Annotated in this window: 4 protein-coding genes; 1 reads left to right on the forward strand and 3 read right to left on the reverse strand. The window is 64.4% G+C overall.

Translation table 11 applies throughout. The annotated features are described in order from the left end of the window. The 3 genes from B0919_RS24380 to B0919_RS24390 form a co-directional block, all read right to left on the reverse strand. A partial coding sequence (locus B0919_RS24380; protein WP_139362375.1) for a non-ribosomal peptide synthetase occupies positions 1–5,317 on the reverse strand: 5,317 nt, incomplete at its 3' end. Positions 5,318–5,343: 26 nt separating this feature from the next. Beyond that, positions 5,344–6,336 (reverse strand): TauD/TfdA family dioxygenase, encoded by a 993-nt coding sequence (locus B0919_RS24385; protein ID WP_078014926.1) that lies wholly within the window; start codon positions 6,334–6,336, stop codon positions 5,344–5,346. Position 6,337: 1 nt separating this feature from the next. Then, positions 6,338–14,275: a non-ribosomal peptide synthetase gene (locus B0919_RS24390; protein ID WP_254846670.1), complete on the reverse strand. Its 7,938-nt coding sequence runs from the start codon at positions 14,273–14,275 to the stop codon at positions 6,338–6,340. On the opposite strand from B0919_RS24390, the gene B0919_RS25560 reads away from it, so the two are divergent. Further along, on the forward strand, positions 14,243–14,487 hold a 245-nt coding region (locus B0919_RS25560; RefSeq protein ID WP_217701077.1), incomplete at its 3' end, for a hypothetical protein. The two genes, B0919_RS24390 and B0919_RS25560, sit on opposite strands and share 33 nt — an antisense overlap.

Below are 14,487 nucleotides of genomic sequence, written 5' to 3' on the forward strand. Positions count from 1 at the left end.
AGTCGATCGTGTTTTCCGTCGGCCCGTAGGAGTTGTAGAGGCGCGCGGCGAAGCGCTGCTGGAAGGCCCGCACCACCGCCAGCGTCAGCTGGTCACCCCCCGACACCACGTGCCGAAGCGTCGAGAGCCGGGCCGGCAGGGCTGCGTCGGGCAGTTGCACCAGCTCGCCCAGCAGTACCGGCGGCATGTTGATTTTGGTGAGACGATGCTCCGCTACGTAACGTACCACGTTGCCCAGCAGGTCCTGCTTGAAATCAGGAGGAGCTACAAAGCAGCTAGCTCCGCAAAGCAGCGGCAGCAGGTATTCCTCAATGGAGCCATCGAAGCTGTAGGAGCGGTAAAATACCGTCCGGTCGTCGGGGCCCAGCTGGTACATTTGCCGGTAATAGTGGATGCGAGCCAGCAGGCTGCCGCGCTCGATCATCACGCCCTTGGGCTGGCCCGTGGTGCCGGACGTGTAGATGATGTAGGCCAGGTCCTCGGGTTGGCCGGCCGGGGCTGGGTTGGCGGCTGAGTACCGGGCCATGGAACCCCGGAAGACGGCCAGTACCGCGTCGTTGAGCACCGTTTTGCAGCGGCTGTCCTGCACCAGGAACTCAATGCGCTCCTGCGGGTACTCCGGGTCGATGGGCACGTAGGCAGCGCCGGTCTTGAGCACGGCCAGAATGCTGACGATGAGCCATTCACTGCGTTCCAACTGCAGGCCCACCAGGTCGTCGGGCGCAAGCTGGTGATGCTGATGCAGGTAGTGGGCCAGTTGGTTGACCAGGGCGTTCAGTTCCTGATACGTGTAGCGTCGCCCAGCGCACTCGACGGCTAGGTGGTCGGGGTTATCGAGGGCTTGCTGCTCGAACAGGTCCACGACGGAGCGGTGGCGGGGGAAGGGCTGGTCGGTGTCGTTGAAGGCGCGCAGCAACTGCTCGCGCTCGGGGGCGGAGAGGAAGTCGAGCGCGTGCACGGGCGTGGCGGGGGCGTGCACCAGGGCCTGCAGCAGCTGGGCGAAGTGCGCCGCCAGCCGCGCGGCCGTCGCCCGCTCGAACAGGTCCCGGTTGTACTCCAGCATCAGGCGCAGCTCGCCCTCGACCTCGCCGAAGTTGAAGGTCAGATCGAACTTGTGCTGGCTGCTCTCCTCGCTTTGCGCAAAGGGCAGCACCGTGACGCCGGGCAGGGTCTGAGCCTCGGCAGGCGTTTGCTGCGCTGCGTTTTGCAGCACCAGCATCACGTCGAAGAGCACGCCGCGGCTCACGTCCCGCTTCAGCTGCAAGGCATTTACCAGCTCGTCGAAGGGATAGAGCTGGTGCTCCAAGGCCTCCAGCGTCACCTGTTTGGCCTGAGCCAGCAGCTCCTCGAAACTATTGCTGCCCTGGAAACGGCTGCGCAGCACCAAGGTGTTGATGTACATGCCGAGCTGGTCTTGCAGGTCGGCGTGCTCGCGGCCGGCTACTGGGCTGCCCAGCAGGATGTCCTCCTCGTTGGTATAGCGGTAGAGCAGCACGTTGACGGCGGCAAGTAGCCCCATAAATGCGGTGGCGCCATGAGCCTGCACCAGGTTGGTGAAGGCCTGGCTCAACGAAGCATCGATGGTGGTGTGGACGACACCGCTGTTGTAGGTTTTCAGGGCCGGGCGCGGCTTGTCGGTGGGCAGCTCCAGCACGGGCAGCTCACCCGAGAGCTGGTTGAGCCAATACGTCCGGTGCGCCTGCAGGGCAGGGCCGGTCAATTGCTGTTGCTGCCAGGCGGCGTAGTCCTTATACTGAATGCGCAGCGGAGCTAGCGTCGGCGTGCTTTGCTGGCAGTAGGCGCGGTAATAGTGCAGCAGCTCCCGGGCCAGAATGTCCATGGACCATCCGTCGCCGATGATGTGGTGCAGCACGTAGGCGAAGATCCATTGGTCGTCAGCCACTTGGTAGAGGCTGGCGCGCAGCAGCGGGCCCTGCGCCAAATCGAAGGGCTGCACAAACAGCCCCTCGACGGCGGACTGGGCCGCCGCGGTAGGTTGGGCTTCGGCGCGCAGGTCGTGGCTGATCAGCAAACGACCCAGCTCAGTCTGCGGCCGGATGAACTGCCGCACCTGCCCCAACTCCGTTTCGCGGAATACGGTGCGCAGGATTTCGTGGCGGGCGCATAGTTGCTCCAGGGCGTAGGCCAGGCCGGCCGCATCGAGCTGGCCTTTGAATACCAGCACCCCGGGCATGTTGTAGGCCACGTTGGTTTCGGCCAACTGGCTGGTAATCCACAGGCGGTACTGCGAGGACGACAGCTCGTAGTGGGGCTGCTCGGGCAGCGCCGGAATCTGGGCAAAAGAAGTTTTGCTCAGTTGGTCGAGTAGGTGGGCTTGTTCGGCCAGCACCGGCGTCGCGAACAGGTCTTTCAGTGATACCCGAACCTCAAATTCCTGGTGAATGAGGTTGGCCAGACGGGTGGCTTTCAGGCTGTGTCCGCCCGATTCGAGGAAGTTGTCTTCGGCGCCCACCTGCTCGCGGCCCAGCACGTCCTGCCAAATGGCCGCCAGTCGGGCTTCGGTGAGCGTGCGCGGAGCCACGTAGGCCTGGGCTGCCGGGCTGATGCTGCCCGGGGCCGGCAGCTTGGCCCGGTCCACCTTGCCGTTGGGCGTGAGCGGAAACGCATCCAGGAACACGAAATGCGTGGGCAGCATGTAGGCCGGCAGCGTGCGTTGCAAGTGCGCCTGCAGGGCTGCGGTTTCGGCTTTGTCTTTCCACACCGCGTAGGCGGTCAGCTCCTTGCCGGCGTCGGCGACGGTAGCCAGTACCACGGCTGCCAGCACGCTGGGGTGGCTGTTGAGGGCGCTTTCTACCTCGCCCAGCTCGATGCGGTAGCCCCGAATCTTGACCTGGTCGTCCTTACGCGACACGAATTCGAGGTTGCCGTCGGGCAGCCATCGGGCTAGGTCGCCGGTTTTGTAAACCGTTTCCTGGGCGTCGAACGGGCTGGGAATGAATTTCTCGGCCGTTAGCTCGGGACGGTTCAGGTACCCGGCACCCACGCCGGCGCCGCCGATGTGAATTTCGCCGAGGGTGCCCACCGGCACGGGGCGCAAGTGCTCATCAAGCAGGTAAGCCGTGGCCCCGCCCAGGGGCCGACCGATGAGGATTCGCTCCTGGCCGGAAGTCAGCTCTTTCACGATGGCGCCCACGGTGGTTTCGGTGGGGCCGTACTCGTTGAAGATGCGGATGTCGGGCCGGATGCTCCAGAGCGTGCCCACCTGCTCGGGCGTGAGCTGCTCGCCCCCGCAAATGACCGTGCGCACGCTCGTGGTGGGAATGGTCAGGCCTTTCAGCAAGCCCAGGTGCGCCGGGGTCAGCTTCAGCGTGTCCAGCTGCGGGTTGGTGAAGCTGTCCTGCAGCAGCTGCAGAATATCGGCGCTGCGGCTGCCGACGTGCAGCGTTTTGCCCCGCGTCAGGGAGCAGTAGATGCTGGTTACGGTCAGGTCGAAGGACAGGGAGGTAATGAGGCCCCAGTTGCCCTGCTCCGCGCCGTCAAAGTAGTAGCCGTTGGACCACTGAATGTAATTGGAGAGGTTGCGGTGGCTGATCAGGCAGCCTTTGGGCCGGCCAGTCGAGCCAGAGGTATAGATGACGTAGGCCGTGCTGTCGGCTGGTACCGACGGGAGCGGGGTGGTATCCGGAGCCAGGGCATAGTCGCGGTCGGCAGCCACTACCAGCGTGGGCAGGCTGTCGTCGGCGCGGTAAGGCGCGTCGGCATCGGTGAGCAGCAGCCGGGCCTGGCAATCCTGCAGAATAAAGGCAATGCGCTCGGCGGGGTATTCCGGATCAATCGGAACGTAGGCCGCCCCGGCTTTCAGGATGGCGAGCATGGCCACCACTACCTCCGTTGAGCGTTCCAGCAGCAGCCCGACCATATCACCGGGTTGCACTTGGTAGGCGTGGCGCAGGTGCTGGGCCAGTTGGGTGGCCCGGGCCTGCAGCGCGGCATAGGTGAGGATTTGCTGCTCGTAAACCACCGCGGCGGCTTCCGGAGTGGCCTCTGCTTGAGCTTCGAACAACTCAAGGACGGTGCGGGCGGTATCGTACGGGGTAGTGGGCGCGGTGGCTTGCATCAGCGCATACTCCGTCGGGCTTACGGCATCCAGCTCCTGCTCAGGGTAGAGGGCCCGTTGCAGCTGGTGGTGGAGCTGAGCTCCTACCAAGTGAACGTCCTCCTCGCTGAATTTAGCCGCGTTGTAGTACAGCTCCAGGGCCAGCGCATCGCCGTAGTCGACGCAGCTCAGCTTGAGCGAAAACGGCCCCGTAACCGTGTAGAAATCCACCGGCTGGAACTCGCCCGTGCGGCGGGCCTCAACGTACTCAAAGCCGTAGGGCAGAAACGACGAGGTGGCCGGGTAGAAGTAGTCTTCCCAGCTGCGGACTTCCTCCACCGCGGCCCCAACCTGCGCCACAGCTTCGGGCAGGGTAGCGGCCGGGCGACAGGCTACCGGCAGCACCCGCGCCACCAGCCCCAGCGTGGCGGCCAGCTCGGCGTAGCTGCGCTCAAAAGGCGCGTAGCCCACCGTCACTCCATCGGCCGTAAAGCCATTCAGGTACTGACCAAACGCGCTCAGCAGCAGCGTGGCGGGCTTGGTGTTCAGCTCGGCGGCCAGTTGCTGAAGCCGGGCGTAGTCTGCGCCGGTAAAACGGACGGCCGGGGTGCGGCGCGGCACAAAATCCGTGGGTTGCGGCTGGCCAAAGGGCAGCGCGTTTTCGCGGTAGGAGTACGCGTGCTGCTGCCAGAACCGCTGGCCTTCCTCGTCCGGCTCGGCCAGCAAGTCGTTCTGCCACTGCGCTAAATCCCGGTAGGCAATCATGTCATCAGCTTCCGGGAGGCTGCCCGCGTAGGCCGCGGCCAGCTCCTGCTGAAAAAGCTGGCTGCTGTAGCCATCGGCCCAAAGCGCGTACAGGCGCACCAGCAGCAGGTGCTGCCCGCCCGCCAGCGGCACCAGGCAGCAGCGCACCGGGCGGCTGCTGGCCGGGTCATAGGCGTAAGAAGCGAGGCATTCCTCGGCCCGGGTCCGGCCATGGGCGTCGTCCGAGGCTGGCAGGCTGTGAAAGTCCACGTCCGCGTCCTCGGCAAATGCTTGGAATGGAAACGCCAAGGCCGAGTCGTGCAGGCACTTTGCCGTTAGGGCTTCGTGCTTGCCCACCACCGCGCGCAGCGCCTCGCGCAGCCTGGTGCTATCCAGACTGGCGGGCAATTCGATGATTAATTGGCTGTAATACTGATCAACTGCCTGATGCAGGCCCCACAAGCATTTCTGACTAACCGAGAGTTCATAACCCACCGGCGCGTTTGCACTATCCATTTGCTGCTGTGTTAACTGGGTTATTCCTAAAACATTGAGACGATGATCTGCCGACTGCCTTTGTAGGGGCTGCGGCCGTGCGACATCAACATGTTATCCAGCAGGAGCACGTCGCCCTTCTGCCACGGGAAGCGCACCGTCGCCTGCTCGTAGGCCTGGCGGATGTTGTCGATTTCGGCGGCCGAAATCTCACTCCCGTCGCCGTAGCGGGTGTGGAAGGGCAGCTCACCGTCGGCCGCGAAGGAGGCTTGCACCTCGGCGGGCAGGGCGTATTTGTTGAAGAAGAAAGCGTGGTTGAACCACACCGGCTCCTGCGTATAAGGGTGGTCGTAAATGGCCTGGTGCTCCCACGACAGCGAGAGGCTGTCGGCGCCGGCCCAGCGGAAGGCCATGCCGCCGTTGTGGCATTCCTCCTCCACTACCTGCCGGTCGGTGGTCTGAAACACCTCCTGCCACGGCAGCCCAATACCCGCCGACATATTGCGCACGTACTGCACGCCTTTGGTCTGGAATTTCTCGCGGATGATGGGGTCAATCAGCCGCAGCACCTTGCGGTTGTCGGCAATGGGCGTTTCGCCCTGCTGCTCGGCCGGCTGAATGCAGCAGAAGGTGATTCGCATGGCCCATTGCGGGGCGTAGGAATTCTCGCTGTGCATGTTGATGTGCTGATCGGCCGGGTAGGTGGTGGAGTGGTACACGTTTTCGGCCACCTCAAAGCGCGGCGAGGACCGCTGCCGGTACTGCAGGGGCGTGGCTTTGAAGGCCCCGATGAACTGCTGGAACTTCTCCACTGTGTCGACGTGGAAGCCGCGCAGCAGCAGGGCGCCGTGCTCGTTCAGCTTCTGGTTGACCAGCTCTTCGTTTTCTTTGACCCATTCGCCCGCAATCAGTCCGGCCGTTTTGGGGCTGACCACCAGCGGGAAGTCGGGGTAATCGGAGAGGAAGGAGAACGTAGCCCGCGGACCGGTGGTGGCGCTTTCGGCTTTGGTCTTCAGTAGCTTAGATAGTCTGTCCTGCATCTTAGAGGGTCTTGTTTTTAAGCTTGCTGATATTTTTCAGGCGTACCTGCTGCTGGTGCGCCTGCTGAGTGGCGGCCGCGGCCCGCAGCAGTTCCTCGCGAATGGTGCGCAGGGGCTTGTCGGGTTGGGCGGTAGCCGTGTGCAGCAGGGCGGTGAACTGCTCGGCCAGGACGCTGGCCTCGGCGGCGCTGAACAGGTCGGTGTTGTATTCCAGGGAGAGGTGCAGCAGCTCGCCCACCTCGGCGAAGCTGAACAGCAGGTCGAACTTGCTCAGGGAAGGCCCGGCCGGCTCGTAGCTGCTCACCTGCATACCCGCCGGCAGGCTTTCCTCATCCAGCGCATTGACGTTGGCGTTGTGCAGCACCAGCCACACGTCGAAGAGGAAGTTGCGCGACGCATCCCGCGGTAGCTGCAGGGCCTCCACCAGCGCGTCGAAGGGGTAAGCTTGGTGCTCGTAGGCCTCGAGCGTCACTTGCTGCACGCCCGCCAGCAGCTCCCCAAAGCCCGCGTCGCCCGTGAAGCGGGTGCGTAGTGGCAGAGTATTCAGGTAGAAGCCGAGTTGGTTTTCCAGGTCGGCGTGCTCCCGGCCGGCCACGGGGCTGCCGATGATGATGTCTTCCTGGCCGGTCTGGCTGTAGAGCAGCACGTTGACGGCGGCCAGCAGCCCCATGAACAGGGTAGCCTGCTGGCTTCGGGCCAGACCCTGCAGCTGTTGGACCGTTGCCACCGGCATGGGCACCTGGAGGGTGGCTCCGTTGTGGGTCTTCTGGGCCGGACGCGCCTTGTCCTTGGGCAACGCCAGCACCGGTAGCTCACCCGCCAGCTGGTTGAGCCAGTATGCCTTATGATCGGCAAACCCGGCTTCCTCCAGCTGCTGCCGCTGCCAGGCGGCGTAGTCCTTGTACTGAATGCGCAGCGGCGGCAGCATGGGCGCCTGGCCCTGCTGGTGCGCGCGGTACAGCGTCAGCAGCTCGTGCAGCACGATGTTGGCCGACCACCCGTCGCTGATGATGTGGTGCATCACGTAGGCCAGTATCCACTGCCCGTTGCCAGTTTCGATCATCGTTACGCGCAGCAAGGGGCCGGCCGCCAAATCGAAGGGGGCGACGCTAACCTGCTCCACGAGTTGCTCAACTTCCTGCCGGGTGCGGGCCTGCTGGTACGTAATGGCAAAGCCAAGCTCTTCCGCGGTCTTTATCACCTGCCAGACTTCGCCGCGGCCGTCTTCCTGGAACACCGTCCGCAGGATTTCGTGGCGGCGGATGAGCTGCGCAAAGGCGCTTTCCATGGCTGCTGGGTCTACCTCGCCTTCCAGCTGGTACACGGCCGGAATGTTGTAGGTCTCGCTTTCGCCCGCAAACTGGCTCAGGACCCACAAGCGGTGCTGGGCAGAGGAAAGCGGGTAGTGCGCCTGCTCGGGCAGGGCCGGGATAGAGGCATAAGCCGTCTTGCGGGCCTGCTCCAGCAGCTGCGCCTGCTCCTGTAGCACGGCCACCGTGAAGAGCGTAGTCAGCGGGAGCTTGACCTCAAAAGCCTTGTAGATGTGGCTGGCCAGGCGCACCACTTTGATGCTGTGGCCGCCGGCATCGAAGAAGTTCTCGGTGACGCCAATCTGCTCGCGGCCCAGCACTTCCTGCCAGATGGCCTGCAGGCGCGCTTCGGTAGCTGTACGCGGGGCCACGTAGGCTACGCCGGTGTCGTCGCCGGCGGCCAGCGGTGCCGGTAGCTGCTTTTTGTCCAGCTTACCATTGGGTGAGAGCGGCAGAGCAGCCAGCTGCACGTAGTGTCCGGGCAGCATGTGCGCGGGCAGGTGCTGGCTCAGGAACTGCCGCAGGGCCGGTGCATGGAGCGGGTTGCTAGCTACGAAATAGGCTACCAGCTCTTTGTCGCCGCGCACTTCGGCGCAGAGTACCGCCGCCGCTTCCACGTCGGGGTGGGCGCTGAGGGCGGTTTCTACTTCGCCCAGCTCGATGCGGTGGCCGCGAATCTTCACCTGGTTGTCCTTGCGGCCCAGATACTCCAGCTCGCCGGCCGGGTTCCAGCGCACTAAGTCACCGGTAGCGTAGCGGCGGGTGCCGGGCTGCCACGGGTTGAGGGTGAAGCGCTCGGCCGTCAGCTCGGGCCGGTGTAGGTAGCCCTGGGCCACGCCGTCGCCGCTGATAAACAACTCACCCACCACGCCCGGCGGTACCAGCATGCCCGCGCTGTTGAGCACGTACACTTGCGTGTTGGCAATGGGCTGGCCGATGCGAATGGCCTCGTCGGGCTGCACCAGCGCTACCACGCAGCCGACGGTCGTTTCCGTGGGGCCGTACTCGTTGTAGACGCGCATGGCCGGATTGAGCGTGTGCAGGGTGCGCACCTGGCTGGCGGTGAGCTGTTCGCCACCCAGAATGGCGCAGCTAACGCCCGTAGTGGTCAGCCCCAGCCCGGCCAGCACGTTCAGGTGCGAGGGCGTGAGCTTGACGGCGTTGATGCCCGCCTCGCCACCGAAGCAATGAGCCAGAACGTCGTGAATTTCGGCCCGCTGCGGGTAAACGTAGACCTGCCCGCCAAGGGTAAGCGGCGACAGTAAGCTGGTTACCGTGAGGTCGAAAGACAGGGAGGTAAAGAGCCCGAAGTTCGGGCGGGTGCCGTCGCCGAAGTAGTGCTCGTTGGCCCAGCAGATGTAGTTGCGCAGGTTGTGGTGGGTAATGGCCACGCCCTTGGGCTTGCCCGTCGAGCCCGAGGTGTAAATGACGTAGGCCAGGCGCTGCAGCGCCTCGTCGACTACGGGCAGGTCGGCAGCACTCCACTGGGTCATTTCCTGCTGGAAGACGTCGAGCACGGCCGCATCCACCACCGCCTTGCACTCGCTGTTCTGCACGATGTACTCGATGCGCTCCTGCGGGTAGCCCGGGTCGATGGGCACGTAAGCGGCACCAGCCTTGAGTACGGCCAGGATGCTGACGATGAGCCACTCGCTGCGCTCCAGCTGCAGGCCTACCAGCTCGTCGGGCTGCACCCGGTAATGAGCCTGCAGGAAGCGGGCCAGCTGGTTGGCTCGTTCGTTAAGCTGCTGGTAGGTGAGGGTCGTGTGCTCAAATACCACCGCCGGTAAGTGCGGATGGGCCTGCACCTGCGCCGCGAACAGTTCCGTAACGGTGCCCGCGCCGTCGTAGGCCGTGGCGGTGTCGTTGTAGGCGTGGACCAGTTGCTCGGTGTCCTCGGTGCCCAGGTAATTGCCGAGGCGCATGGGCTGGTAGGTCCGGTTCAGGAAGCCGTCCAGAATGCGCAGATACAGCTGGCACAGGTCTTCGGCCGTCAGGCCGGAGTGCAGCTTCTGGCTGAGCATGAAGCTGACCGAGTATATCCCCCCGGTGCGCTCCACCGACACGTCGAGCAGAATGTTGGTGTGCGTATGGCCCGTGATGTCGGCTTCCTGCTGCACCTGGGCGCTGTCCTGCAGGGCCGCGTAGGTATGGAAGTCGATGTAATTGAAGAAGGTGTCGAAGAACGGGTTGCCCGCGCGCAGCTGCACGTTGTGCAGGCTGGCTATTTCCAGCAGGCTGAGTCGTTCGTTTTCCTTCAGGCCGATGAGCTTGGTGTGTACCTGCCCGATAAGCTGCGCGGCACTTAGCTCGTCGTCCAGGGGCATGCGCAGCGGTATCGTGTTCAGGAAGCAGCCCAGCACCTTGTCGCCGTCCTCGCAGCCGGGGCGGGTATTGGTCACCAACCCGGCCAGGATGTCGCCCTCGTAGCTCAGCAGGCGCAGCAGGTAGAGGTAAGCCGTCAGCGAAATGGTCTTGACGCTGGTGCGCAGCTCGGCGGCCAGCTGATCCAGCTGCCGTTCGTAGGCCGGTTCGGCAATGTGGGCGGCGCGGGTAAACTCCTGCTGCTCGTCGCTGAACAGGTCCAGCCGCTTGTAGTCGGCCAGCTCCTGCTGCCAATAGGCACGCACGGCCGCGTCCTGCTTGTCGGCTTCGTGCTGAACGATAAAGTCCTTGTAGCTGGATTTGAGCGGCGTGGGCTGGTAATCCGGCTCGTCGCCGAGCTGCAGGTACAGGTTGTTCAGCTCCGTGACGAAGGAAGCGTGGCTCCAGCCGTCGAGAATGGCGTGGTGAAACTGCAGGATGATGACTACCTCGTCGGCACCCAGCCCGAACGCCTTCATGCGCCAGAGCGGCGCCTGCGTCACGTCGAAGGGGCGCTGGTGCTCGGCGGCCAGGTAGGCCTGCACCGTGGCTTCCTGGGCCCGCAGCTCCAGGCCCGTCAGGTCTTCGTAGGGCAGCTCGATGGGCACCGTGCGGTGCACCACCTGCACGTCGGCTTCCAAGGTGCCGAGGCGGAAGCTGGTGCGCAGCGTGGCGTGCTTCTGCACCAGTAGTGCCAGCGCGTGCCGGAACCGGTCGAGGTCGAATCCGGGGTAGGCCCGCTGGTGCACCAGCTGGTCGTGGTAGATGCCGCGGTCCGTTTGCACCAGCGACTCGTACACCATGCCCTTCTCGATGTCACTCATCGGGAAGATGTCCTCCACGTTGGCCTGCTCGGCCGGAGAAAGCGTGGCGAGGATGCGCTCCTTCAGCGCCTCGATTTCGGCCCGCACGGCGGCCTCGGTAGCGGCCCGCTGAGCTGCCTGACCTTGGTGCTGCAGGCAGTGCGCCAGGATGTGCTCGATGCTGCCGTGCTTGTAGATGTCGGCCACGGCTATTTCCAGGCTCATCTTCTGGCGCACCTCGCTCACCATGCGCAGGATCTTGATGGAGTCGCCGCCAATCTCAAAGAAGTTGTCGGTGACGCCGACGCTGTCGCGGCCCAGCAACTGCTGCCAGATGGCGGCCAGCTGCGCCTCCTGCTCGGTGCGCGGGGCTACGTACTCCGTTTGCTCGGCCGGGCTGGTGGGGTCGGGCAGGGCATTCCGGTTGATTTTCCCGTTCAGCGTCAGCGGGAAGGCCTCCAGGTGCACCAGGTGCGCTGGCACCATGTAGGCCGGCAGCTGCGCCTCCAGGTAGGTTCGGATGTCTTTGTCGGTCGGTACATTGGCGCCGGCGAGGTAAGCCACCAGCGCCTGTTCGCCCTGGGCATCGGGGCGGGCCAGCACCACGGCCGTATCGATGCCGCTGAGCTGTTGCAGGGTGCTTTCAATCTCAGCCAGCTCCACGCGGAAGCCACGGATTTTCACCTGGTTGTCGGTGCGGCCGAGGTAGGCCACGTTGCCATCGGGGAGCCAGCGGCCCAGGTCACCGGTGCGGTACATCCGCTCACCGGCCCGGAAAGGGTTGGGCACAAAGCGTTCGGCCGTCAGCTCGGGCTGGTTGAGGTAGCCACGGGCCAGTCCGGTGCCGCTGACGCAAATCTCCCCCACCGCACCGATGGGCAGCAGCCCCCCGCAATGATCCAGAATGTAGGCCTGGCTGTTGCTGATGGGCTTGCCAATGGGAATGGCCCCGGTCGTGGCGTCCGTCACCGGGTAAGTGAGCGAGAACGTGGTGTTTTCCGTCGGCCCGTAGCCGTTCACGATGGTCAGCCCAGGGTAAGCCTGCCGCAGGCGCTGAATGTGCGCGGGCGAGAGTTTGTCGCCACCCGCCACGATGGTTTGCAGCCCGGCGAAGAGCGTGAGGTCCACGTCCACCAGCTGATTCAGCCAGCCGGCGGTAAACCACATGAGGCTGACGCCGCGCCGGCTGATTTCGGCGCCCAGGGCTTTGGTGTCCAGCAGCACGTCGCGCCGCGTCATCACGAGCTGCCCGCCGTTGAGCAGCGTGCCCCAGTATTCGAAAGTGGTGGCGTCGAACGACAGGGCGCCGGTGGCCATTAGCACTTCGTCGCCGGTGAAGGGCACAAAGGTGCTCGATTTCACCAGCCGCACTACGCTCACATGGTTCACCAGCACGCCCTTGGGCTGGCCCGTCGAGCCGGAAGTATAGAGCACGTAGGCCAGGCTATCGGGGCCAGCCAGCACGGGTAGCGGGTCGGCCGGGGCCAGGTCCTCCAGCTGCACGTCGATGGCGAACATGCTGCCGGTGTAGAAGTCCAGGTCGAACAGGTAGTCGGTTTGGGTAATCAGCACCTGGGCCCCGGTGTCGGCCAGCACGAACTCCTGCCGGGCACGCGGGTGCTCCACGTCGACGGGCACGTATGCGGCGCCGGCCTTCAGGATGCCCAGAATGGCCACAATGACTTTTTCCGAACGGTCGAGCAGCAGGCCGACGCAGTCGCCGGGCTGCACCTGGGCTTCCGTGCGCAGGTAATGCGCCAGCTTGTCGCTCTGCGCGTGCAGCTCCTGGTAGGTCAGGGCTACGTTTTCGAAGCTCACCGCTACCTTATCGGGCGTGCGGGCCACTTGTTCGGCAAACAGCGCCCCGATAGACTGATCCTGGGGAAACGCTACCGCCGTGTCGTTGAAGGTCTCGGTCAGCAGCCGCTTTTCGGCGGGGCGCAGGTAATCCAGCTTTTCCAGGGCCTGCTCGGGGCTGGCCAGCGCGGCCTGCAGCAGTTGCAGCAGGTGCTGGCCCAGCTGCTCGATGCTGGGGCGCAGGTAGATATCGGTGTTGAAGACCAGGCTGGCATGCAGCTCATCGCCGGCCTCCACGAAGTCGAAGGAGATGTCGAATTTGCTGATGTAGCCCGTGGAAGCCGGGTACGCTTTCACGTCCAGCGCCCCGTGGCCCAGGCCCTCTGCCTGCGGCATATCGGCAATCTGCAGCACTACCGACACGTCGAACAGCGGGTTGCGGCTCTTGTCGTGCTGCACGCGTAGGGCGTTTACCAGCTCATCGAAGGGGTATTCCTGGTGCTCATACGCCGCCAGCGTTCCGGCTTTGATAGTGCGCAGCAAGCTGCTGAAGCTGGCCGCGCCGCTGAACCGGGTGCGCAGGGGCAAGGTGTTGAGGTAGAGTCCAATCTGGTCTTCTAGCTCGTTGTGCTCGCGGCCGGCTACCACTGTGCCCAGCACAATGTCTTCTTGGCCCGTGTAGCGGTACAGCACGGCATTCACGGCGGCCAGCAGGCCCATAAACAGCGTGGCTTCTTGCGCCTGCACCAAGGCTCGCAGGCCCTTGGTCAGGGTTGCATCCAGGCGCAGGGTGACGGCGTCGCCGTGGTAGGTTTTCAGCGCTGGGCGCACTTTGTCGCCGGGCAGGGCAAGAATGGGCAGCTCGCCGGCCAGTTGCTGCTGCCAGAACGCGCGGTGGCTTTCGTTGGTGGTGTCCGACTGCGCCTGCTGCCAGCAAGTGTAGTCTTTGTACTGAATGCGCAACGGCGCCAGCGTGGGCGCCTGGCCCTGGCAATAGCCGGCGTAGGCGGTCAGCAGCTCGCTGACGAGGATACCCATGGACCACCCGTCGCTGATGATATGGTGCATGGAGCACGCAAACACCCACTGATCATCCGCCGTCTGAAACAGGCCGGCGCGCAGCAGCGGGCCGGTGGCCAGGTCAAAGGGCGCATTACCGGTGGCCAGCACTAGTTCGTGCACGCGCGCTTCGGCGGCGGGAACAGCGCGCAGGTCGGCTTCGGTCAGCTCAAAGCCTGCGTCCTCGGCCGGTAGGATATACTGCTTTATCTCGCCCGCTTCATCGGCGCGGAACACCGTGCGTAGGCTCTCGTGGCGGCCTACCAGGTAGCGTAGCGCCTGTCCCAGCGCGCCGCTGTCCAGCGCACCCTCAAAAACGAAGGCACCCGGAATGTTGTATGCCGCGTTGCCGCCTTCCAGTTGGCTCAGCAGCCACAACCGGCGCTGCGCCGACGACAGAGGGTATCCGGCGTGGGGCGCTGCTTGCGGAATGCTGGTGAAGGCAGCTTTCCGGCCCTGCTCAATTAGCTGCGCCTGCTGCTCCAGCGTCGGAGAGCTGAACAGGTCACCTAGCGACAGTTTAACGCCGAACTCCTTGCTGAGGCGGCTAGCCAGGCGAATACCGCTCAGGCTGTGTCCGCCCAGCTCAAAAAAGTCATCCGTCACGCTTACTGCCGACCGCGTCAGGACTTCCTGCCAAATGCGAATCAGCTTCTCTTCCACCTTAGTACGGGCGGCTACGTGTTGCTTGCCCGCGCCGAGGGAGTGGTGGTCGGGTTCTGGCAGGGCGTTGCGGTCGAGTTTTCCGTGGGGGGTGCGGGGCAGGGCCGGGAGCTGGACGAAGTGGTGGGGCAGCAGGTGGTGGGGGAGCAGGCGGG

The sequence above is a fragment of the Hymenobacter sp. CRA2 genome (assembly GCF_002007105.1).
Classification (GTDB): domain Bacteria; phylum Bacteroidota; class Bacteroidia; order Cytophagales; family Hymenobacteraceae; genus Solirubrum.